Source organism: Runella limosa DSM 17973 (assembly GCF_000482465.1).
GTDB classification, from domain to species: Bacteria; Bacteroidota; Bacteroidia; order Cytophagales; family Spirosomataceae; genus Runella; species Runella limosa.
The window spans coordinates 94727-117792 of sequence record NZ_AXVJ01000025.1 but is presented as its reverse complement, the minus strand read 5'-3'; the positions used below and the strand labels follow the sequence as shown (position 1 = coordinate 117792).

The following is a 23066-nucleotide window of genomic DNA, read 5'->3' as shown; positions in this document are numbered from 1 at the left end:
GTAACTAACGTAGTTTGAGCGACCAAACTTGTATTTTTTTATTCGCAAAGCCATAGACCAATAGCTTGTTGTAGCCTTCGACAAGGTTAATGCGAACGGGATACTCACTTGGGAAAGGTTTGTCGCCAATCTGATACCCTTTGAGGTCATAAAGTGTGGTGTAATTTCCTGATTTTACACTCAAAAACTTTACTTCGGAACTTAGGTAATGGTATTGAACTTGGTTTTTGGCGGCAATAAGACCTTTGGCCGAAAAGAGTTCGTTTCCTTTTTTATCTAACACGGCAAATTGTGTTTCGGATTCGCGGAAAAGTAACCAATCACGGTTGTTAGGAGCAGCTTTGGCGCGGAAAAAAGAAGTTGGGTCAGTGCGGAAAAGCTGACGCCGATCGATGGTTTTTCCAGTAAGCGTATTTTCAATGAACTCACCATATTTGGTTACACCAATGAGCTGAGTTGAATTGTTTTCAGGAAGAAAAACGCCAAAGAATGGTCCTGAAAAGTTGGTTTTAAAGTCAATTTTGTAAGGTTCAGGAATAACACCCGATTCGTTGATGAGGCCAATCTGACCCGTACTCTGGGTAAATAAAAAATGACGTTTGCTCTGGTATTCGACTTCGTGAATTGGAAGTAGTAAATCAGCAAAAGGGCGAGAAGTGTTGAGCAAAATAGGGGGTTGGGTCGGGCTATTCCATAGGTATAGAAATCCGTTAGTGTCGATAACCAAAAACCGAAAACTTCCCTCAATTCCACTTTCAAGTTGTTGGAGGCTTCTAATTTTTCGTCCTAATGGTAAACGAATCGAAGGAATGGTCATGTACCGCTGTTGGTCGTCTTCGTCAACTACGTTGAGGCTTTTTTCGGTAGCAAAAACGTATTGAAGGCGGCCTACACTCAAAAAATCAACCGAATAAATATCGCTTACGATGGGGGCATCTAGTTTCGCAATTTTCCGTTTTTTCTCTTCGGCAAGTGGGTTCAGTAATTCGTTGCTTGCGGTTGCGATGATAACTTTTTCCATACCATTGGGATAGTTCCGCACGGTAAAAATGCCACCTGAAGGAGCTTCTGGTATTTCAAGTTCTTGCTGTAGGAATACTTTATTCAAAATTTTAGCACTAGATGCCTTACTAAGACGCCCAAAAGTAAGCGACGAATAAGCTCGTGATTTTTTGTAAGCACTTTGGAAAACAAGCTGGTCAAAGGGCAATTGTTCGGTAATATCATAACTAAGGGCTTTAAAAAGATAATTCATAAAGCCGCTGCCCATGTATTCTTTGCTTTTACGTGGATTGATGACAAAAGTAAAGTTGGAAGACCGAAATGTTTTGTCAAAAAAAGCATTATAAACGGCCGAATTTGCCCAAGTACGTTGGTATTCGAGGTCAATGAGGTAATCCTTTAGCACTTGCGAATCGTTGGCATAGACGACAAAATTTTTGTGAAAGGCCACATAACATTTTGGAAACCCTTTAAAAAGTCCCCCAAAAAGTACCGCAGGAAGCTCATTCCAGTCGATTCTATACACTTTTCCTCCTTGAAAGGGCTCGATGGGTAATCCTTTATTTTTGTTTAAAAGAATCGCTAAACGTCGAATAAATGGCTCTAAAGAAGTGCTAGGGCTTACTTGTTGCAGAATTACTTGTCCTTTGGTGAGGACGTTGTTGGGCTCCAATTGACAAAGAATAAGTTCTTTGTGAGAAAAACGATAAAAAGAATCAATGCGGCTGGCACTAATCAATGATTGGAGTGCTGACCGAGATTGGTTGATTGAATCCGCAGAGAGACTTTGAAGTTGTCCCCGTAACTTCCGCGTAAACAAACCTGCATCATCAAACCCAAGGCGGTACATGATGGCCGTATTGTTGGGGATAAAAAAGGTATTTTTAAATGGGCTTGCTTTTTGGTCGTTGAGGGCATCGAGGTAGCCTTCTACCTTTATTTTTTTCCCTTTTGAGGTAAGGGTCGTGTTTTTGCTTGAAAAGACGGGGTCGAGGTGTAAACTTTCAATACTAGGTAGAAAAGAAAGAAAATAAAGCAGACCAGCGTCCGATTTGGTGGAGACATCGCGTCGCAAGACATCAGAGAGGAGTGTGTTGTCAAGAAAAACACTTAACTCACTGGCGTCATCTTTAATTGTTTCAAAACGACTTGGGCGAGTAGTGCGCAGCGGACTTGATGCGTAGCGAATCCAATCTTCTAACACGTCGCCTGAAATACAGGATACAATAAAGTTATTGAAACGGGTATAGGCAAAAATTGGGTCAGAAGTTGGGGTTGTAACGTCGTAGATTTTTTGGCCACTGTGTAAGTGAGACGTAACCCGTACTTTGGAGGAAGTAGGGCTCTCCAGCCAATTGTAAGACTGAAAAGCATCAAGTGGAAGAAAAACCAAAAAGACAAACCGACCGCTTGATGTCTTTTGGAGAACATAAGTGATTCCACGGTTTTTGAGCAATTTATCAGCTTTGGTGCTATCATCGCTCAAAAGGCGAAAGTGGTCGATTTGATGAGCCGCAAGGTTAAGAAGAGGTACTTCACGCATTTCAATCCCACCTTTCTGAACTTTAAAGGTAGTGTCTTGAAGTCGTTGGCTTTGGAGGACTAAAAATGCGTTTTCGGGTAAAAGTTTCCAGACAGTTGCCGAGTACATTTGCCAACGCTGAAAACCCCACCAGCCTGCTAATAAAATCACCAATGAAATGGCAACTATGATGCCTCTTCTATTCATGGAAGGTTACGGTTTTGGGTTTACAGTTTTGGGTTTACGGTTTCGTATTCTGGGTTTGTAGGTTCGTGTTTCCTAAGTACTTACTCTTTCTATTCGCATTTCCCCACTTTGAAGCACTGTTGTTAAACGCATTAAAAAAAAGTAGCCTCAGCGAGGCTAAATCTTAGTAGAAAAAGGCGAATAAACACCTCCCGATGGGGCTTTGGGGAAGACCTGGGGCATTTTTTCTACTAAGATGTAGCTCCTCTGGAGCAACAAATAGTAAAGCTATATTTTAATGGCTTCAACCTGCACGTTTAACCTAAACAGGAGTCCCCCAATAGAAAACAGATTAAGCAGCTTTGATAGCGCGTACTTTGCTGTTGAGCGCCAAACGGAAGTTTAACAACTCCTTAAAGCTTTGAATACAAACCTTGATTAGTTTCCAACGTAAAATAGAAACTGTCCCAGTCAAACGCTCTTTGTGAGTAATTGGTATATCAAATGTTTTTTCTCCTGCCTTTTTAGCCATTACTGCCAAGAAAATATTAGGTGCAAATGGCTCTGGATTAGGGAGTTGGGCTAGAAGTTTTTTTAGATAACTTCCTTTGATGAGACGGAATGGGATGTTGGCGTCGTTGATGAAAGTTCCGTACGCAAAGAAAATCGTATATTTCAAGATACGAGTAATAATCAAACGTGCAAATGCGTCATAACGAACCTGACGGTAGCCCATGATAAAATTAGATTCGTTGCGTTTTGCCCAAAGTTTTATCACATCTTCGGTGACAAATTGGTCGTCGCTATCGGTTTGGAATACCCATTCAGAGTTAAGTTCAACCGCCTTACGATAGCCGTTTACTGCCGCATTTCCATGCCCGCCGTTGGGCTGGTGTACAACGTAAAGGTTGTCAATGGAAGGTGCGATACGGTCAAGGATTTGCTTGGTACCATCTTTTGAACCATCATTGATAACGATGAGTTTGGTCTCTTTGCCTGGGAAGGTATTTTTGAGAAAGGAAGTCCACATGGTTACTACCTGCTCAATACACTCTTCTTCATTATAAGCAGGCATCACAATCGAAAAATAAAGGCTCATTATTGAATTGGGGATTTGTGTGTTAAGACGCGCTATTGTGCAAACGGAACGACTTTAAGACAAAAAATTTCTCAAAACTACTCAAAAAAAGGCGATTGGCCTATCTTTCCTCGCGAAGGATTTATTTTATGGTAGGTTCTGTTAGGGCGCGTATTTATCTTTTAGGTTGTTGATGGGTTTTTCAATGAGAAACCACGAAACGGAGGCAACGACGGTGGTGAGTACAAAGAGTATGACAAACTGGACAAAGTGCATGTTTCCAAAGTCGGGGAAGGTACGGCTTAGTTTGTTAAATAACCGAACCGTAGGGTGGAGGGCGGGTGAGTGGTAATGATTATACACAAAATTATGATACACATAAAGTCCGTAGCTAATCTTCCCAAGGTAGTTGCTGACGGGGTGCTCTAAAAACCATTTAAACCACCCTTTGTACCCAATAATGCCACCTCCAATTAGAAATGTAAAGAAAATGGAGGCAAAAAAACGTTCCCAAATGGAAATATACAGGTTTTGGTCTTGGGTTACACCTGCCAGGGTTTGTTGGCGTGATAACATAAAAATACCCGCAAGTGCCAAAAAGCTAATCCCTAAATACCAGCGATTACTGAATATTTTTTGAAAAAATGGGCGGTGGTAGAGCTGGGCGTAGGCCATTAGTGCCCCCACCCCAAAAGCATCCAAAGCGGTTGGCATAGTCACGTAAGAAACGTACCACGGCTCATTGGTTTGCCAAAAGTAAGCTCGTAAAAGAACACTAAAGACAATAAGAATACTAAAAAACGAAACCACATAGCGGCGAGGAATGAAGAAAATAAGCAGCGGAAAAAAGATGTAAAACTGCTCTTCTACTGCCAATGACCAAAAATGGTCGGTCACGCCGAGCCACGTTTTTTTGAGTACAATGTAAATATTAGAAGCGTACAAAAATTGCCAGCCTTCTTTCCCGCGTACGGAAGGGTCGTGGAGTAACCAAAGAACAATCAGTGACAGGTAATAGATTGGAAAAATCCGAATGGTTCGACGGATGTAAAATTTCTTTAAATAGGCCCCCAAACCACCCTCTTTGCCATACGTTTTGTCTTTGCTACTGAGCAAAATCCGAGCGATTAGAAACCCACTCAAAACAAAAAAGAGGTTTACGCCTAACTTCCCAAATGGGAGCGAGTGTGGTTCGGGCATCCAGTGGTCCCACAAAACGAGGGCAACTGCCATAAAGCGCAATCCGTCGAGTTGGACGAGATAGTTATCTTGATGTTTTACCAATTTGTCTTAATGTTTTGTTGTTGAGCTGGTTGGAACGTCGCTACACTGCATTTTGCATCTTCAAAATAAAGTTTTCCTTGTCGGTCAAAATGCAACCAACGTACCTTGTAAGTACCAGGTTTTATGTCTGACGATGGGGGAGGCACAATGGCTTTTGAGCCTTTGATAAAGTAGTGTTTGTAATTGAATATATTCCTAAACGAATGTTTGCGGGCTTGCCAAGTAGGAAATACATACTGGTGTTGGGCATTGGAAAGCACAATGTAGAGCCCGCCATCGCGGAGGTCGTAAAGGCGATATTCGGATTGAATCAATTCAAGAGAATTGTTTTTAACCAAGCACGCTTGTCCCGTAAATACAGAATCTTTGGGAATGGGAATATTCTCTAAAAACAATGAGGGAGCCCGATAAATAGAACTCGAGGTGATGCCGTCATTACGCCAGTTGAAGCAGCTGGTGACGTTGTACTTTCGTAATTGAATCGTGTCGTACAGGTGGTAATGCTGATTGCAGGCAAAAAGGTAAGCTGCCCCAACAACAAACGTCATCGTCATCACCTCTCGGAAACGAGGGTGCGCCAATCGCGTCAGATAAGCGACATTAAAGCTCAATAGCAAGGCAGAATACAATTTGTACCGACTGGTAAGCATGATTTCGGCCCCAAGTCCAGCCCGAGAATACACGACAATGAGTGCTGTTCCTAAAGCAAAAAGGACACCGCCCACGTAAAAGTAGTCGAAAGAGTCGAGCTCAAAATTTCGTTTCCAGTAGCTCCGCAAAATATATAGCAACATACTGAAACTCACAAAAATAGTGAGTGCACCAAACCAAACGGGCATTTGAGTTGGGAAATTACCAAAGGGTAGGCCTTCAGTTAGTGAACCACAAAAGAGCAGATAGCCTCGAATAAACTCTTTGATACTCCCCGTTGCGCTCAGGTCGGTAGGGGGACGTTGGTAGTCCCAAAAATAAAGTAAAATACAAAATGCGCTAAAAATCAGCCAAATGAGTGATATTTTCCAGCGTTTTTGGAGTAAAAGAATACCCAAGGCCAGTGGCATTACGAACAGGCCATTTCCGCTGGTAAAGAGACCCATAAAAGCCGTAGGGAGTGCCCACCACCAGTAGGCATCGGCACGACTGAGCTTCCAAAAGGTGAGCATGGCCCACGCAACGACCCATATATTTTGCACCGCTGCCATTCCCCAAAACGCATTTTCCCAAAAAGCCAACGAAAACCAAAACGTAGCAATGGGAAGAGCATACCAAACTGCGCCTTGCAGGGGTTTGAAAAAACGAGTAAGCAACCACCAAATTAAAAGCAAGGCAAGGTTGCCAAAAAACATCAAATGCTCGTAATTGATGTGCCCAAAGATTTTATAATCAATAACCGTAACAAGCCGCGTCAGGGCAATTCGATGCTCGTTGTGTTGGCGATAGAGTTCGTAAAGTTTGCCCCCAACACTTTCGGCTTTTTCGAAATTAAGTACTGTCGCTTTGAGTGCATGGTCGTCCCATTTGGGAATATTGATGGCATAACGATTCCAGAGCTGATAGTAAGCAAATATCAGCGCCATTGTAACCACTAAAGAAGCAATCGCTCGTTTGTTCATAAAACCCGTTTAGCGACTTAATGAGTGACTAAAGGAGTGAAGTATGCGAACAATGTTGGCAGAATCCAATCCCGACTGTGCCTGATGATAGCTTTGACTACCATAGAGGCCGTCAGGGTATCCTTGGGCTGAGAGCGATTTGAAATTTTTAGGATGCACCCCAGCTTCCAGTAATTTCACAGAAAGTTGCTGCGCAAGTCCACCAATACTTACGTGTTCTTCAACCACTAAAATGGTATCGACTTGGCGTAGTTCTTCGATGGTAGAAGAAGAAAGTTCAAGCGGAAGTGTAAGCGCTGTATAGATGTTACACTCATCGGCTAACTCAGTTTGCGGAAGTGCCTTCAGGACATTGGAAACAATCGGGCCTAATGCAATGATAGCCGTAGTAGATTGGGCACTTTGGTGGATTTTTTTGAGGGAACCTGACAACACAGAACCTTCAGGCGTAAGACCACCTACGCCAAGACGTAAATAGGCGGGGCGTTTTTCTTCTAATATTGCCGTTAATGAAAATTCAACTTCATCGCTAAAAGCAGGAATCCACGTTTTTACATTTTGAAGGCTACTTAAACAAGCCAAATCCTCAATGGCATGGTGGGTACTTCCCATGATGCCGTAGCCGTAGCCACCGCCATTTCCTACCAAAAAAACGGGAAGGTTGTGCAGGCAAGCATCGTTGCGGAATTGTTCCAGACAACGATAAACCACAAAAGGAGCGATGCTGTAACAAAAAACTTTGTAGCCGCGATAGGCCATTCCTGCCGCTACCCCGACCATGTTTTGCTCGGCTACCCCCGCATTGATGAAGCGTTTACCTAGTTTTTCTTGGAGGTTTTCGAGGGCATTGTATCCCAAGTCACCTGTAATAAACACGACCGATTCATCGGCGAGGGCCAATTTTTCAATAGCGGCTGAAAATTCTTTACGCATGATGTATAGCTATTTTTCCTGCGAAAAAACACAGGAATCTCAGAAAACTTACCACAAAATAAGCGAAATTCGGAAGGTTACCCAAATACGCAGAAGTGAATTAGTAGGGATAGTATTACTTTATTGGTCAAAATACGAAGCTTGCCAGTGATAGGCAAGCTCATTTTGAGCGTTTAAACGGGCGTAGCCTATTTGGTATTTACCTTTGGGAAAATGCGCGTAGGTAATAAAGGTGTTAAAATTCCCGTAATAGTACGAATTACCCATCAGTACCAATCGAAAACTTCGATGGTCATAATGCGACGCTTCCAAATATATTTTGTTGGTAGATAAGTTTTTAAATACAAAATAATAATCGTTTTGATGGCCGATGGATGACAAATCATCGGCAAAGCCTTTGAGATGAAGCTCTTTCGCTTTGGGGTCTAATTTGATTTCTAAACTTTGGGTTGTATCAGAGACTGGTAAGACTTTGAAAGCTGACGGAGGTACTTCATACGTCTTGACTTTTTTTGCTTCATTTAGTACTAACTTCGACGCACCTTCCCAATAGGCTGTATCGCGATAGATAAACCATTCACTGTTTTGTTGCCAGTTGAACTGACCAGCAGAGAAGTTGCGTCTGTAAAAATCAAAGATGTTGTAAAAACTAAAATACGAAAGAACCGCAAAGAAAAGAGTCATGGAAGTAACTACAAGGAAGCTTCGTCGCTTAGATTGCAGCCACGGAATAAGATACATGTACGAAACAACCAGCACCACAACCGAATGAATCCGATAGCGATTGATGTGCATAAGAATGTCGTCACGATGCACACGAGCGGTGGTTAATAATAAACCAGTGAGGATAATAAAAGTTAAAACTCCAACGATGAAAATCCGATAACGACCAAGTGTTTTATCCGTATCGGGTGATTTTTGGAGGAAAGTTACAAGTACTTTGTATAGCAAAAATAGATAGAGGCAAGTAATCAAAATCCCCGTAACAATAGACCAATAATCATCGGAAGCGAGGTTTTTGGGCCATTGTTCGCTCCAGTTAAGCGCCGAACCTGTAAATACAAAAAAGTTAATAATTACGTAAAAAGGGTGTTCGAGAAGATGGGAAAGTGGGTTGTTGCGGCTTTGGTAATGGACGTAATTAGAAAAATATAAGCCCATTATGAGTGCAATCGCGCCTACCCAAAAAGCGGTATCTTTCCATCTTTTTTGCAGACAAAGAAGCATAAGCCCTACTCCCCAAATAAGCATTCCGTTGCCAAAGGTATAAGTACAAAGAAGGGCGCTGAGGATGGCCAACCAAAAATTAACAGGCTTAGAGGTAGAAAGCCAGTGAATGGTGAGAATGACAAAAAACGCTACTGAATTGTAGGCCAACGTAGCCGCAGGCCATAGGACACCATCGAACGAATAAGAAGGTTGAAATACAATAAGGGCAGCAGGAAGCAGGAAATGGACGGGTAGATTGGCACTACGTAATTGTCGGTAAACAATATAAAGTATCCCTACCAAAGAAAGATTTCCAATGAGGATAATGAGATAAAAAGAAACGCTACCTGTGAGTAAATACTGCCCCAATACGACAAAGCGCGTATAAAACAACCTGTGTTCAACAAACTGAGCCGTTAACAGACTCCATTTTTCGTAGAGCGTATGGGCATTGGTAAGGTAATTCGTCAAGAAGTGGAGAATCAAATCAAAGTCATCTCCTTGAGGAAGATCCACTGCAAAATACCCTATAAACAGACAAAACAAAACTACAGTGGCGACCAGTGATAGCCATACGTAAAGAGGTTTCATAACACGGTATTATTTTGACCAATAATGGGTTACGTAACGAATTATGGTTACTTCTTGCGTTGCTTCACTAACGTCATTATCTCCTCAGAAGTACGGAACGTCTTAGACCCTTTTTGGATTTTAGTACGAATAAATTTAGGCCGCTTTTTCGTTTCCTCAAAAATCTTGCTGATGTATTCTCCTAAAAACGAGATGCCTAGCAAGGTTAATCCTCCGAAAAGTACAATCAAAATAATGACTGTCGTGAACCCTTGTGGAGTGTCGGGAGCAAAGAAATATTTGGCTAAAATCTGATAGAAAATTCCTAAGATGGATAAACCAGTGAGCATAAATCCAGCGTAACTCATCAATTCGAGCGGAGCAAAACTAAACGAGAATATCGCTTTCTTCGCCCACCAGATGTTTTTACGCCAGTTGTTGGTACTTACCCCAAACATCCGCTCAGGACGAACATAATCAACGCCCGTTTGTTTGAATCCAACCCATGCCCGTAAGCCGCGTAAAAACTGTTCGGTTTCGGGCAGTGCTACGATTTCTTTGACAACCTTACGGTCTATCATTGAAAAGTCGCCCGCATCGCGTGGAATGGGAACGTAGCTTAGGTTTTGGAATATTTTATAAAATGTCTTGTAGAAAAAATGAATGTGAGGCTTCATTTCGCGCTGTACGCGCACGCCATAAACAACGTCAAAACCCGTGCTCCATTTATCATAAAATTGAGGGATAATCTCAGGCGGGTCTTGCAAATCACCGTCCATCAGCACCACCGCATCGCCCGTAGAGATTTCCATACCACTCAGAAAGGCAGACTGCGAACCAAAATTCCGCGAGTGGGTTATCCCAATCACGTTAGGATCGTGCTGGCAAATGGCGTTGATTACCTCTTCTTGGTTATCGGGTGAGGCATCGTTGACAAAGATAATTTCGTAACGAACCTTCATTTGATTGAACGTCTTCACCAAGCGGTCATACATAAACGGAATCGCTTGGGCATCTTTATAGCACGCAATAATGGCCGTAATGACGGGGTTTAGCTTGGGGTTTTGGAAAGCAGTAAGTACATTTTCTTCGTACTTACTAGCTACTTGCCAGTCGCGGTATTTGGTCAAGCCTTCGCTGAGTGGGGTGTGTGCTTTCCAGCCCAGGTCGCGTTCGGCGGCGGTAGGGTCGCCGTACCATTCGGCCAAATCCCATCCACGGTTGGGCATACTTCCCCAAACGGGTGCATCGGTCAGTTGAAAAGCCGTGCGTGTGGTATCCACCAATTCGCGCATGGTTGTTTTTTGACCCGTTCCGATATTGTATGAATTTCCTGAAATCGACGAGTTGACTTTCAACGCAGCGTTAATAAAAGCCTCAACGCAATCGTCCACATAGACAAAATCGCGGCTAATATCGGGTGAAACAAGCGGAGGATATTTATCTTTACGAGCTTCTTCAATCAGTCGAGGAATCAAGCGGTCGGGCTCTTCCCAAGCGCCGTAAATGGAATAAAGACGTAAGTTAAGGGCTTTACGTTGATGTACTTTTGCGTAAAACTCAATCAGATACGCCGCCGATACTTTCGAAACGGCATAGTGGCTATTGGGTTTTACGGGGTCAGTTTCTTTGGGAGCCGAGCAATTGAAACCATACTCAGAACTACTCCCTGCGTGAATATAGACGGTTTCATCGGTACATTTTTCGAGAATATTTACCGTTCCGATGACGTTGGTCTCGTAAATGAGATTGACGTTTTTTTGTTTACTGTAAGCTCCGTACGCGGCAAGGTTGAAAATGGTACGCGGCTTGTATTTGTCAAAAATCTCTTCTACCGAATGGTCAGATAAAATATCGCAGTGAACGATGTTTTCAAACGGTACATTCAAAAGCTTTAAGCGCCAAGCTTTGGTGGCATCGTGGGTGAGTGCATACACATCCTGACGCACGCTGTAAATGTCTTTGAACAAGTTGGCTCCGATGAAACCACTCGCCCCAAATACAAAAATGGGGCCTTTGAGCTGTTGTATTTTGTCTTTGTACACCAAAACGGTATTAGTTTTTATTAAAAGCACTAATTACGATTTTGAAGAATCGTAATAATCGTGTCTAGCTTGGTTTCTACGTTTTCGAGCCTTTGTTCTACTTTCCCCAGCCTGTTCTCCACGTTTTCGAGCCTATTCTCCATATTGTCAAAGCGCTTTTCAAGGGTTTCAAAACGGGCTGTAAGTTCTGCTAACTGGACTTCAAACTCGCTCTGTTTGCGGAGTAGGAACTGAATATCATCGCTATTTTGCTGGATTCCTCTCAGGCATAGTTTAACGGCTTCTTCGAGGCGTTTTATCTGCAAAGATAATCGCTCAAGTTTAGCTGAATGCTCTTCTAAAATCGCCGTATGTTCGTCTTGCTTGATGGCAAATTCGGCAATCAAAAGTTCTAATTGGTCAAGGCGCTCGCGTTCAGTCATGACAATAAATAGGTTTGTTGTACGTCTGAGACGGCAGTAGCGTACAAATCGTCACTCATGGGCAAATAGTGCCATTCCATGCGGTTTTCCATGTACGAAACTCCTTTACCTTTAATGGTATGCGCAATAATTACTTTTGGTATCCCATTTTTGCGGGTTTTAAGCGCCGCAATTTGTTCGATTAACTCAGCAGGATTATGTCCGTTGACTTCGACCACGTCAAAACCAATCGCGCGCCATTTAACCGCATCGGCCGAATCTCCCAAAATTTCGTTGGTATAACCAAATCCTTGAAGACCGTTTCGGTCAATTAAAAGAATTAAATTGTCTAATCCTTTCTGAATGGCATAATGAGCGGCTTCCCAAGTCGTACCCTCATTGGTCTCTCCGTCCGACATCAAAACGAAGGAAATGCCGTCGTTGTCGGATAATTTATTAGCTTGGGCAATGCCCGTCGCAATCGGAAGTCCGTGGCCGAGTGAGCCCGTTGCAAACGGAATGCCTGCGTGTTTATTAGGGGCAGGGTGGGCGGGAAGGGTAGTTCCGTCTTGATAAAACGTCTCTAAGATTTCGTCCGAAATTTCACCCAAATGATTTAGTGTCACGTACAAAGCCGCAGCCGCGTGGCCTTTCGACAAAATAAAAGAATCCTGCGGACGCTTATGATGAACCAACGACCCAATGAGCAAGTCAATACAACTCAACGAGCATCCGATATGGCCCGCATTGGCTTTTTTGTATAGACCCAACACCTTCAAACGAAGTTCGCCGCTGAGTTTTAAATAATCTGTTGCGAGAGCTTGTGTTTCGACCATTAGTATCGTTTTCCTTTCAAGTCAATGAGTTCAATTAGCTGCCCGTCAGCTTTCTTCAAACGTATCTTGTTCACGTTGACGGTATCCAACTTTTGCACAAAGATACGGTCTTTTGGTAGATACAGGTTAAAATATTGAGCATCGACCACCGAATAAGGCAAATAAGTGCGGTCCATTGGGTTATCAAAATGCGCCATGGGAGCGGGTAAAAATACCGTATCTCCCTTCTGATAGAGCACTTTTGCTTGTTGTGCCGCCGCATAATGAGGGTTAGGTTCGCGAGGAGTATTGCGGTAGTTATATTTTATTGAACGGTCGGCGTAAATCGTTTGAAGTGTCTGTACCACAAAATACAATTGAATCCCCAAAATAGCAGAGACAACCCATTTAATCGTCGTTTTTGATTCCCACAATTGCCACAAAACGATACTCGCTAAAATAGTCACGTAAGGGAAAGAAAAACCCGAATAGCGCTGCATTAAGCCATAGGTATGACCGCTTCTAACGGCATTAAAAATCAAAAATGCGGTCGGAATAATGCCAATAATGACCAAAAACCAAAGGTAGCTTTTGGGGAAATTTTTTGTTCGCGAAATCAACGTTTGAACAGCCAAATAGGTCATAAACAAAGCCATTGATAGCGCCCAGAAGCCCAAAGTATAATCTTTGTACAAAGCCGCACTTGCGCCAAGAATGACCACTGAGGCAATGACCAACCATTGGGCAAGCGGGTATTTTTTCTGCGAAAAATGATAAGTAACCATTAGCAATACACCAATAAGCGTTGCCAATATCATGTTTTTTTTGCCTGCTAAATGTTCCATCAATCCATTGGTAAACACCCATAAATCGGTAAACATGGGGATACTTTTTTGGACTACGTTACCAAAAGTAGCGGGCAAAATAATGCCGTATGGGTTATTATACGGTCGGTTGAGCGCACATTCTAAATAAACTTTGGTCTGGTGATTGAGGCTAAAAAGCGTGTTTTGACCACCGCCATAAACGAGCCACCACGCTAAAGTGGCAACGGCAAACGCCCCTGAAAAACTAAATGCAATCCAGCTCTTGAGTTTGCGAACGCAGCAAAGCACGTACAAACCGTGCGCAAGCAACACCGACGCAACTAGAAAATGAGAATATAGTCCCAGAAAGGCCGTGATTGCGTAACCAGCATACCATTTCAACGAGGGCTTGTTGGTGTTGTCGGCTTCCAAGGCACGGAGAAATAAGTAGGAAGCCAATAAAGTAAGAAAAAACGTGAGGGAATAATTGCGCGCTTGCTGGCTATAAGCCACAAAAAAAGGCTCAATGGCCGCCAATGCAGCGGCAGTGAAGGCCAAACGCTCTGATTGAAAAAAGCGACGGGTAAAAATAAATAATAACCAGACTGTCAGGACGCTAAACAGCACTGACATCATTCGGGCTGAGAAATCCGAAATGCCGAAAACCTTCATCCAATGATGAAGCAGGAAATAATAAAACGGACTATTGCCAATATCGCTGCGCGTCATGGCTTCGTAGTAGTCGGGAATCTTTTTTTCTCGCCAAAACTCTTCGTTGGTGAAGACCAATTTCCCTTTGTCAAAAACATCTTTTTGATTGGCTCCGTCGAGCACAATCCCTTGACTCACCACCATCGTCGATTTTTCATCGTAAAAAATACCGTGGGCATCGAGGTGATAAAGCCGTAAGCCAAGCGCCACTGCAAGAATGACAAGAAGCAAAAAAGGGCTATAACTACTAGAAGAGGTAGAATGTCGTTGATAGAATGTCATATTTGATAAATAGGCGCACAAATTTACTGAAAAAGATTTGGAACGAATGCTTTTGAGTTATTTACTTTGTATTTCAAAGTACTTTTAATTTAAAAAATAAAGCTATGAAAAAAACGATTGTAAACTGGGGAATAGCCGTTTCGCTTTTTACCTACCTATTTTATGAGCAAATTCAGGGGTATAATACCATTGTATTCTCGGCAACTTTGATTGGATTAGTGGCTCATACACACCCTGCATTGCTTGCTCAAAAACAGTGGCAAAAAAGTGCCTTGGTGCAACTGATATTGGCTTTTGCGGTGGCCTGGCATGGTCTAGGATGGGCAAGCTTCATGTATATATGCTCATTATTGGTTTTTATTGGGTTTACGATGGCTCCGCAAAGTACGGTAATTGGGGCATGGCTCAATGGGTTTTTGAGTGCGATGGTGGTTAGTTTTTTGGATAACTTTTCAAAGATTAAGTCGGGAATTGCTTCACTTTTTCAACCTCTATGGCGATACCAACGTCAACGAAAGCCTTCGCTCTACTTAATGCCGTTTTCTGTTACAGTCGTTTTTTATGGACTTTACTGCTGGGCTAACCCTGATTTTTGGTTAGACTTAGCGTGGATGGACGTTAAGATTGATGTTTGGCTCGTTGGGTTTGTTTTGCTCGGAGGCGTTGTGTTATGTCCATTATTTTTTGCAGGAAGCGGGAAATTACCCTTTACAGAAACCCCTTACCACGAAAATTTAACAAGAACCAAAAAACGTACGGCCAAAACAAAGGTGGGGACGATTGCACTCAAGTACGAATATCGGCAGGCTGTGATTCTCTTTTTTATGCTCAATACGCTTATTACCATTTTTCTTCTGTTTAGTATGGCGCAATTGTTGCTACCATCGTTACAGACGACCAAAGGTTTTTCCGAACAAGTACATGAAGGGTTTAATGCGTTGTTGATAAGCATAGCTTCGGCCATAGCGTTGATTGTGTATTTCTTTCGCGGTAATCAAAACTTTTACGCAAACAACCGTCGTTTGTTGCAGTTGGCTTTTGTATGGATTGCACTGAACGCGGCTTTGGGGGTCTTTACGTTTTATAAAAATACGCTGTACGTAATGGCCTTCGGACTAACGTTCAAACGGATTTGGGTATATATTGCCCTTTTATTGACATTGGGTGGCTTAGTATTGACGTACTATAAAATAAAGAAGGTAAAATCGACGGCGTTTTTGGTGCGCCAAACCATGTGGTTGGTTTATGCAACAGTTTCATGCTACCTACTCGTAGATTGGAGTAGATTGATTACTTGGTACAATTTTACGTATGCCGAGCGCCTTGATATGAGCTATATTCAGCAACTAGACGTTACTCGCTTGCCGTTTTTACAAGCAAAAATTGAACAAAATGATCCGCGTTTGGTAATGTATAAACTGGCAATCGAAAAAGAGATTAAAACGCAAAAACGATGGAATTCGAAGGTATTAGACTGGCGATCGAGGACGTTAGACGGGGATTGGCTGCGAAAAACATTGAAATAATGTTAGTCTTCCTTTGATTATTTACAGTATTTGGATAAGTGCTGATGCTTTTTCATATTTGACAAAAATTTTAAAAACCCAATCGTTTCTATCAGTATGAGTTTTCAAATCAAAGAACAACCCACTGTTTATGACGTCTGTATCGTGGGTTCAGGCGCGGGTGGTGGTATGGCAGCCAAGGTATTGGCGGAATCGGGAGCGAAAGTGGCTTTGCTTGAGGCGGGACCTTGGTACGATCCAGCGGATCCTAAATACATTACCCAGCTTAAAAACCCGTGGGAGTCGCCACGCCGTGGTGCCAGTAATCATCGCCCATTTGGTGATTTTGATGCTGCTTGGGGAGGTTGGGAGCTTGAAGGTGAGCCATATACCCGTAAAAGCGGCACCCAATTCGACTGGTTCCGTTCGCGGATGCTTGGAGGACGTACCAACCACTGGGGACGTATCTCGCTTCGTTTTGGGCCACTAGACTTTAAACGCAAAGATGTGGATGGCTTAGGCGATAACTGGCCAATCGGTTACGATGATGTGAAGCCTTATTATGATAAAGTGGACCGTCTTGTGGGAGTTTTTGGGAGTGTAGAAAATTTCCCAAATGAGCCAGATGGTATTTTCTTGCCACCGCCAAAACCTCGTTTGCACGAGTTGTTTTTGAAACAAGCAAGTAAAAAAATCAACATCCCCGTGATTCCGTCGCGCTTGTCGATTTTGACAAAACCCATCAACAACGAGCGTGGTCAATGTTTCTACTGTTCACAGTGTAGCCGTGGTTGCCAAGCGTATGCCGACTTTTCGTCGTCGTCGGTTTTGGTAAAACCTGCCGTGAAAACAGGAAATGTAACGGTATTTACCAACGCCATGGCGCGCGAAGTAATCACCAACCAAGATGGTATTGCAACGGGGGTATCTTACGTTGACAAGCAGAATTTGCAAGAATATACAGTACGCGCCAAAATCGTTGTATTAGCAGCTAGTGCTTGTGAATCAGCGCGTTTGTTGATGAACTCAAAATCGTCGCGTCACACAAAAGGCTTGGGTAACTCAAGTGGCATTCTTGGAAAATACCTACACGATTCAACAGGAGCAGGCCGAAGTGCGTTCTTGCCTCATTTGGTGGACAGAAAGCGTTATAACGAAGACGGCGTAGGAGGTATGCACGTTTATACGCCTTGGTGGCTGAACGATAAGAAATTAGACTTCCCGCGTGGATACCACATCGAGTACGGTGGAGGTATGGGAATGCCAGGTTATGGTTTTGGCTTTGGTATGGAAAATACCAACGGAAAATACCCAGGCAAAGACGGAAATAAAAAACCTGCGGGGGGCTATGGTTTGTCATTGAAAGAAGACTACCGTCACTTCTACGGTGCCAACTTCGGTATGGCAGGACGCGGAGAGGCGATTGCACGTGAGGATAACTACTGCGAAATCGACCCGAACATGGTGGACAAGTATGGTATTCCAGTACTTCGATTCAACTACAAGTGGTCGGAGCACGAAATCAAGCAAGCCAAGCACATGCAAGATACCTTCGAAGAAATCATCACTGCGATGGGAGGTATTCCAACAGGGCCGAAACCTGGGGCAGAATCGAACTATGGTTTGGCCGCACCTGGTCGTATCATTCACGAAGTAGGAACAACCCGTATGGGCGATGATCCATCGAAGTCAGTGACGAACCGTTATAGTCAGTTGCACGACTCGCGCAACGTATTCGTTGTGGATGCAGGTACGTTTGTATCGCAAGCGGATAAAAACCCAACTTGGACAATTCTCGCCTTGTCGATGCGGGCTTCTGAATACATCATTGACCAACGTAAAAAAGCAAACCTATGAAACGCAGAGACACGTTAAAAGCGATTTCCCTTGGGACAATTACGGCGACAGTTGTAGGTACAGAAGCAAAGGCTGATGTTCCCAAAAAGCCCGTAGCGCCCCTGTCATTGTCTGATTTTAAAAATGGTAAAAGTGCGGCAGAACGTGCACGTGATGCAAAAATCGCGGCTGACACGTTTTTTACTGCGCACGAAAAACAGACCATTGGCGTATTGGCTAACTACATTATCCCTGCCGACGGGCAGCACGGTGGTGCATTAGAAGCCAAAGTGCCCGATTTTATCGAATTCATTGTCAAAGATATGCCTCAACACCAAACGCCAATGAGAGGTGGATTGAGCTGGTTAGATACCCAATGTTTGAAGCAGTTTGGGAAGAAGTTTGTGACATGTACCAAAAGTGAACAAACCAAAATGTTAGACCAAATCGCTTATCCTGAACAGGCCAAGCCTGAGATGACGCAAGGGGTAGCGTTTTTTAATCTGATGCGTAACCTAACGGCTACGGGTTATTTTACGACGCAAATTGGATTCAATTACTTAGGCTATGTAGGTAACCGCCCGAATGCTTGGGAGGGAGTTCCTGCGGATGTATTGAAGCAATATGGCTTGAGTTACGACTCTTAGATTATTCTTACATACTTTTGTATTTTTCAATAGCGGGCACAATTTTTGTCCCGCTATTGTGTTATTTTTACGGAATAGACTCAAAAAAATGCAAATTTTGGGAAATAACTACCGTAAAATTCATTCTCTTCTTCGCTTGCTTATACCTTCCAAATGGAGCATTTTGTGTTTGGTTGGGTGGTATGTCGGGCTTGGCAGTACGGCTATTTTTGCCCAACAATTACCCGATAATCAATGCGATAATGTGCTCGGAGTAGGAAGCGGTGACTTTTCTATTTCTAGCGAAATAGGCTGTGCTCCCTTCACCGTGAAGGTGCAAAATACCCAAGCTGGTTCCATCAAAAGCCGTTATATCTACGACTACAAAGGGGGAAATCCGAACGCAACTTCTTACAAACAAGATACCACAAAAAACTTTACCTATACCAAAGCGGGTGTCTATACCATCATGCAACTTTCCGAAAGCGCACAAGGACAATCGCTTCGAGCATGTCGGCAGATTACGATTCAAGACGTAACTCCGCCCGATTTTAAGGTGGTTCCTTGCGAAAATGGCAAAGTCACCTTGACCATTACCAACCAAACTGCCGCGCCTTATGATGAATACGTGATTGAGTGGGGCGATGGAAATATCGCCATTATCAATCGGCTGAATCTCACGATTGACTACCAATACCCCAATGCCATCTCTAAACAAATAACCGTGCAAGGACGTAGCCTCCGAAGCTTGTGTGGTGGAAAAAGCAGTAAAGTGGTTGTGCTAGAAATTGGGGCGAAATTGGCAAAATTAGATACCCTCGAAATTTTGGATGCTACCACGGCAGAAATAAGGGTTTCAAATCCCAATGCGATTGAGTTGGAACTGTTTCGACAAGAAGGTGCTGGTACGTTTGTAACAACAGGTACGGTTTTTCGAGCCGATGGCGAAAAGGTCAAAGTACTGGTGGATACGACCAAAATTTTTTGTTATAGAGTGAAACCTCGTGCGAGTTGCATTGCGTCCTTGGAATCAAACGTGTTGTGTGTCAACTTCCTGAAAGTAGCACCTACGCTAGAAGCCAACATTGTGAGTGTGTCCCCTTACCGACGACCTACTGAAGTGTCAAAAATGACGCTGGTTCGTAATGAAACACCCTGGTGGAATCCATCCATTACGGAGTTGTACCGAGAAGATAATTCAGGAGATTGTAACAAACAGAGCTGTTATCGCTTGCAAATCGACACGCGTAGTGGCACCATACTGTCCAACAAAGTGTGCGTGGATGCGCCGCCTGTATTGTGTGTTTCTTTGGCCAATGTATTCATTCCAGACGCTTTTTCACCCAATGGGGATGGCGTTAATGATCTTTTTGAAATCAAAGCCGACCCTACAACGGATGTTCAAGTGACTGTGTATGACCGTTGGGGAGCGCCCGTTTTTCAGAGTACGGCCAACCAACATTTTTGGAACGGTAGCATTAACGGGCAGCCGCTTCCCGTGGGGTTATATACTTATGCGGTGAAGGTAACCGACAAAGTAGGACGAACGTTTGTTAAGCGTGGGCCTGTGTCGCTATTTCGTTAACAATAAATTGGTCAAACTTACCATCAAAAAACGCCACTTGAATGGGCCAATAATAAAAGTGACTGTGTGCCAAGTCCAATTCTTCTAAAAGTGGTTTCAGTTTTACCCAATCTTTTTCAGTGGTTAAAATAGGGTGATTATCACTAAGTTTGACCCATTTTTTTACTTCTTCTTTCGTAAAATCATGGTGGTCGCCCACGGCACTATGTCCTGCAACTTTAAATTTATTTCGAGCCGCTTCCTCAAACAGTTTGGGCTGGGCTATCCCCGAAACGAGCCATAACGTGGCGTCTGTGGAGAGAGGTTTTTGGGCGTCAAAATAAGGCACGGGGGTTCCATACTCGAAATACGAGAAAAATATGGGCGTGTGAGCTAGGGTATATTGTTGGATTTTTTTCTCAATTTGTTCACGGTCGTGCGGTGTAAGTGTAGGGGGGCATTTGGTAACAATCACGCCTTGGGCGCGTTTGGCTCCTTGCTTACTTTCGCGTAACAGTCCAAGTGGAAGCACATAGTCTTGGTAAAAGAGGCGGCCATAGTCGGTCAACAAAAGCGAAAGATGGGGCTTGACGGCGCGGTGCTGGTAGGCGTCGTCGAGCAAAACAAGTTGAGGACAGGGCGATAATTGCGCTATTTTATGTAATCCTTCTGCTCTTTTTTCGGCGACAAATACGGGCACGTTGGTACCAAATTTTTTAAAGAGTTGAAGTGGTTCATCGCCAATATCGGAGGCAGAGGAGGTGGTTTTAGCCTGTAAAAAGCCTTTACTTTTACGACCATAACCCCGACTCAGCGTAGCGAGCGTATATCTGTTAGCGAGCAATCGGAGTAGGTATTCGATGTGTGGCGTTTTGCCAGTTCCGCCTATGGTAAGGTTTCCGATACTGATGGTATAGATTGTGGATTGGTATATAGAACGAAATCCTGCGTCGAATATCGCATTACGAACCGAGGTGATAAATTGATACAACAAACTAAAAGGCCACGTTAGCCACCGCAAACCGCTTGGTAAGATTCTTAACATTTTCTTAAACTGACTTTGGCAAAGTAAGGTATTTTTATCTAAATTGTGCGCTTGCTTACCCCAAACAGTTGTTTTAAAATGCCATTACAAGTTCACTATCAGCCACATAAGCTACAGTTTAAGTTTGAAGCGGGAACTTCGCGAGGCGTTTTGACCGAAAAAACTTCGTGGTTTGTGAAGATATACGATGATGCAGCACCGTCAATTGTAGGGGTAGGAGAGTGTGGCCCGTTGCCTGGACTAAGCAGCGACGACCGTCCTGACTTTGAGGATAAATTACAGGAAATATGCCAAAACTTCAACAAGCTCGACCTTGAAATATATTCTTGGAATATCCCCATTATTCTTGAGCAGCTCGTAGGTAGTCAGTGGCCATCTATCCGTTTTGGGTTTGAATCAGCTATGCTTGATTACCTCAACGGTGGCAAACGCATATTGTTCCCTAATCCTTTTGTGGAAGGGCAGCGGTCTATCCCCATCAATGGGCTAGTTTGGATGGGCTCACAGGAGGCGATGCTCAAGCAAGTTGAAGAAAAAATTGTAGCAGGTTTTGATACCATCAAGCTTAAAATTGGAGCCATTGATTTCGACCAAGAGTGCGCTATTCTAACCCATATCAGAACTCATTTCTCTGCCAACGAAATTACCTTACGGGTCGATGCCAATGGCGCGTTTGATGCGTCCAACGTACGAGATAGGCTTAACAAATTGGCAGAGTTTGACCTTCATTCTATCGAACAGCCTATTCGCCCTCGCCAGCAAGAGTTGATGGCGGAACTGTGTGAAACAACCCCCGTTCCTATTGCCTTGGACGAAGAACTAATCGGAAGTTTTGACTATGCAGCCAAGCGTCGATTGCTCAAGAGCATCAAGCCGCAGTATATCATTCTCAAACCTACTTTATTGGGTGGTTTTGAAGCCACGCGTGAGTGGATTGAAACTGCGCAGCGTTTGGAAATCGGTTGGTGGATTACTTCGGCGCTGGAGTCGAATGTGGGTCTGAATGCGATTGCTCAATTTACGGCCGAATTTGACAATACATTGCCCCAAGGACTGGGTACTGGCCAACTTTATCACAACAACATTGACAGCCCGCTTCAAATTGAAAAAGGGCAGCTGCTTTATAATACCGCTCTCCACTGGGATTTTGGGGGATTAAATTCTTCTTACCTTTCTTCGGCTACGTAGTCGTCTCAGAACTTTTCTTTTGCTGGCGTGTTTTTACAAATAAACTGATGATAACCAGGGCATCAGTGGTTGGTTATTTCTAAAAAAAATGAATCATGGAAGAAAATAATAAACTGGATAGAATCATCGAAGCGCGCATGAAACTCAAAGCGCGTTTTGAAGAGAAAATGCAGAATACGCCCTCAATGGCAGATGAACGCCCCCAGGGGCATGGCGAGATAAACCGTCACGGGATGCCACAAGTGCCTGTTGGGCAGACGGTGACGGCAAAATGGCCAGTGTTAGACTTGGGGTATCAGCCCAACGTAACCCTCGACCGCTGGCGTTTGTACATCGACGGAGAAGTTGAGCATCCGATGATTTTGACGTGGGATGATTTCATGTCGTTGCCCCAAACGGAAGATACCTCTGATTTTCACTGCGTAACCACTTGGTCAAAGCTAGATATGTCTTGGACGGGCGTGCGTTTGTTGGACATCGCTGCGCTGGTTCAACCCAAAGAAACCGCTACGCACTTGATGTGTTACGGATACGATACTTATACCACCAACGTATCGCTGGAAGAAGCCCTCAAACCAGATGTACTGTTGGCGCATTCGGTCTATGGCGAGCCACTACCCAAAGAACACGGCGGGCCAGCCCGAATGATAACGCCCCAATTGTATGCTTGGAAAGGGTCGAAATGGATAAAACGATTGGAGTTTTTACCAAAAAATAAACTCGGTTTTTGGGAAGGACGAGGTTATTCCAACACCGCTTATCCGTGGCGAAATGACCGTTATAGTTAAAATGTCGAATTTAGAAGGCAGAGTGTCGAATGCTGTTAATTGCTTTTTGTTAAATTT

Annotated in this window: 17 protein-coding genes; 6 read left to right on the top strand and 11 right to left on the bottom strand. The window is 43.5% G+C overall.

Annotated elements, in window-relative coordinates; translation table 11 throughout:
- Positions 1-4 precede the first annotated feature (4 nt).
- From K339_RS0100535 to K339_RS0100490, 10 genes are all read right to left on the bottom strand, one after another.
- A complete protein-coding gene (locus K339_RS0100535; protein WP_157607428.1) occupies positions 5-2731 on the bottom strand; it encodes a hypothetical protein in 2727 nt (908 codons plus the stop codon).
- A gap of 331 nt (positions 2732-3062) precedes the next feature.
- A complete protein-coding gene (locus tag K339_RS0100530) occupies positions 3063-3809 on the bottom strand; it encodes a glycosyltransferase family 2 protein (protein ID WP_028521851.1) in 747 nt (248 codons plus the stop codon).
- Between the two features lie 141 nt (positions 3810-3950).
- Positions 3951-5072: an acyltransferase family protein gene (locus tag K339_RS0100525; protein ID WP_028521850.1), complete on the bottom strand. Its 1122-nt coding sequence runs from the start codon at positions 5070-5072 to the stop codon at positions 3951-3953.
- On the bottom strand, positions 5066-6685 hold the full coding sequence (locus tag K339_RS32205) for a hypothetical protein (RefSeq protein WP_051397709.1): 1620 nt from the start codon (positions 6683-6685) through the stop codon (positions 5066-5068). Before K339_RS32205 ends, K339_RS0100525 begins: the two co-directional genes overlap by 7 nt.
- A 9-nt stretch (positions 6686-6694) precedes the next feature.
- Positions 6695-7618: a transketolase family protein gene (locus K339_RS0100515; protein WP_028521849.1), complete on the bottom strand. Its 924-nt coding sequence runs from the start codon at positions 7616-7618 to the stop codon at positions 6695-6697.
- A gap of 120 nt (positions 7619-7738) precedes the next feature.
- Entirely contained in the window at positions 7739-9418 is a 1680-nt protein-coding gene (locus K339_RS0100510) for a hypothetical protein (RefSeq protein WP_157607427.1), read from the bottom strand.
- A gap of 47 nt (positions 9419-9465) precedes the next feature.
- Complete coding sequence (locus K339_RS0100505; RefSeq protein ID WP_229598671.1) at positions 9466-11472, bottom strand: NAD-dependent epimerase/dehydratase family protein; 2007 nt, start codon at positions 11470-11472, stop codon at positions 9466-9468.
- Positions 11472-11864, bottom strand: coding sequence for a hypothetical protein (locus K339_RS35630; RefSeq protein WP_051397708.1), 393 nt, complete (start codon positions 11862-11864; stop codon positions 11472-11474). The genes K339_RS0100505 and K339_RS35630 overlap by 1 nt, the downstream gene beginning before the upstream one ends.
- Positions 11861-12679 carry a transketolase gene (locus K339_RS0100495; RefSeq protein WP_028521846.1) on the bottom strand — a complete coding sequence of 273 codons (819 nt, stop codon included), beginning with the start codon at positions 12677-12679 and terminating at the stop codon, positions 11861-11863. The genes K339_RS35630 and K339_RS0100495 overlap by 4 nt, the downstream gene beginning before the upstream one ends.
- Complete coding sequence (locus K339_RS0100490; protein WP_051397707.1) at positions 12679-14457, bottom strand: glycosyltransferase family 39 protein; 1779 nt, start codon at positions 14455-14457, stop codon at positions 12679-12681. Before K339_RS0100490 ends, K339_RS0100495 begins: the two co-directional genes overlap by 1 nt.
- A gap of 104 nt (positions 14458-14561) precedes the next feature.
- Here K339_RS0100490 and K339_RS35625 point away from each other — a divergent pair, with 104 nt between their 5' ends.
- The 4 genes from K339_RS35625 (at position 14562) to K339_RS0100470 (ending at position 20009) form a co-directional block, all read left to right on the top strand.
- On the top strand, positions 14562-15983 hold the full coding sequence (locus K339_RS35625) for a DUF4153 domain-containing protein (protein WP_028521844.1): 1422 nt from the start codon (positions 14562-14564) through the stop codon (positions 15981-15983).
- Between the two features lie 96 nt (positions 15984-16079).
- Positions 16080-17819, top strand: a complete 1740-nt coding sequence (locus K339_RS0100480) for a GMC family oxidoreductase (RefSeq protein ID WP_028521843.1) — start codon at positions 16080-16082, stop codon at positions 17817-17819.
- Positions 17816-18445 (top strand): gluconate 2-dehydrogenase subunit 3 family protein, encoded by a 630-nt coding sequence (locus tag K339_RS0100475; protein WP_028521842.1) that lies wholly within the window; start codon positions 17816-17818, stop codon positions 18443-18445. The genes K339_RS0100480 and K339_RS0100475 overlap by 4 nt, the downstream gene beginning before the upstream one ends.
- Before the next feature lie 88 nt (positions 18446-18533).
- Positions 18534-20009, top strand: a complete 1476-nt coding sequence (locus tag K339_RS0100470; protein ID WP_028521841.1) for a T9SS type B sorting domain-containing protein — start codon at positions 18534-18536, stop codon at positions 20007-20009.
- Here K339_RS0100470 and lpxK read toward each other — a convergent pair.
- A complete protein-coding gene (gene lpxK / locus K339_RS0100465; RefSeq protein WP_037298764.1) occupies positions 19978-21033 on the bottom strand; it encodes a tetraacyldisaccharide 4'-kinase in 1056 nt (351 codons plus the stop codon). The genes K339_RS0100470 and lpxK overlap by 32 nt on opposite strands.
- Positions 21034-21111: 78 nt before the next feature.
- Here lpxK and K339_RS0100460 point away from each other — a divergent pair, with 78 nt between their 5' ends.
- Both K339_RS0100460 and K339_RS0100455 read left to right on the top strand, forming a co-directional pair.
- Entirely contained in the window at positions 21112-22221 is a 1110-nt protein-coding gene (locus tag K339_RS0100460) for an o-succinylbenzoate synthase (protein WP_028521839.1), read from the top strand.
- 95 nt (positions 22222-22316) lie between these two features.
- Positions 22317-23009 carry a sulfite oxidase-like oxidoreductase gene (locus K339_RS0100455; RefSeq protein WP_028521838.1) on the top strand — a complete coding sequence of 231 codons (693 nt, stop codon included), beginning with the start codon at positions 22317-22319 and terminating at the stop codon, positions 23007-23009.
- Positions 23010-23066 lie beyond the last annotated feature (57 nt).

Coding starts and splice junctions, on each gene's coding strand:
- K339_RS0100460 (WP_028521839.1), top strand. CDS start 21,112: ATGCCATTACAAGTTCACTATCAGCCACATAAGCTACAGTTTAAGTTT.
- K339_RS0100535 (WP_157607428.1), bottom strand. CDS start 2,731: ATGAATAGAAGAGGCATCATAGTTGCCATTTCATTGGTGATTTTATTA.
- K339_RS32205 (WP_051397709.1), bottom strand. CDS start 6,685: ATGAACAAACGAGCGATTGCTTCTTTAGTGGTTACAATGGCGCTGATA.
- K339_RS0100475 (WP_028521842.1), top strand. CDS start 17,816: ATGAAACGCAGAGACACGTTAAAAGCGATTTCCCTTGGGACAATTACG.
- K339_RS35630 (WP_051397708.1), bottom strand. CDS start 11,864: ATGACTGAACGCGAGCGCCTTGACCAATTAGAACTTTTGATTGCCGAA.
- K339_RS0100495 (WP_028521846.1), bottom strand. CDS start 12,679: ATGGTCGAAACACAAGCTCTCGCAACAGATTATTTAAAACTCAGCGGC.
- K339_RS35625 (WP_028521844.1), top strand. CDS start 14,562: ATGAAAAAAACGATTGTAAACTGGGGAATAGCCGTTTCGCTTTTTACC.
- K339_RS0100480 (WP_028521843.1), top strand. CDS start 16,080: ATGAGTTTTCAAATCAAAGAACAACCCACTGTTTATGACGTCTGTATC.
- K339_RS0100515 (WP_028521849.1), bottom strand. CDS start 7,618: ATGCGTAAAGAATTTTCAGCCGCTATTGAAAAATTGGCCCTCGCCGAT.
- K339_RS0100470 (WP_028521841.1), top strand. CDS start 18,534: ATGCAAATTTTGGGAAATAACTACCGTAAAATTCATTCTCTTCTTCGC.
- K339_RS0100530 (WP_028521851.1), bottom strand. CDS start 3,809: ATGAGCCTTTATTTTTCGATTGTGATGCCTGCTTATAATGAAGAAGAG.
- K339_RS0100455 (WP_028521838.1), top strand. CDS start 22,317: ATGGAAGAAAATAATAAACTGGATAGAATCATCGAAGCGCGCATGAAA.
- lpxK (WP_037298764.1), bottom strand. CDS start 21,033: ATGTTAAGAATCTTACCAAGCGGTTTGCGGTGGCTAACGTGGCCTTTT.
- K339_RS0100490 (WP_051397707.1), bottom strand. CDS start 14,457: ATGACATTCTATCAACGACATTCTACCTCTTCTAGTAGTTATAGCCCT.
- K339_RS0100510 (WP_157607427.1), bottom strand. CDS start 9,418: ATGAAACCTCTTTACGTATGGCTATCACTGGTCGCCACTGTAGTTTTG.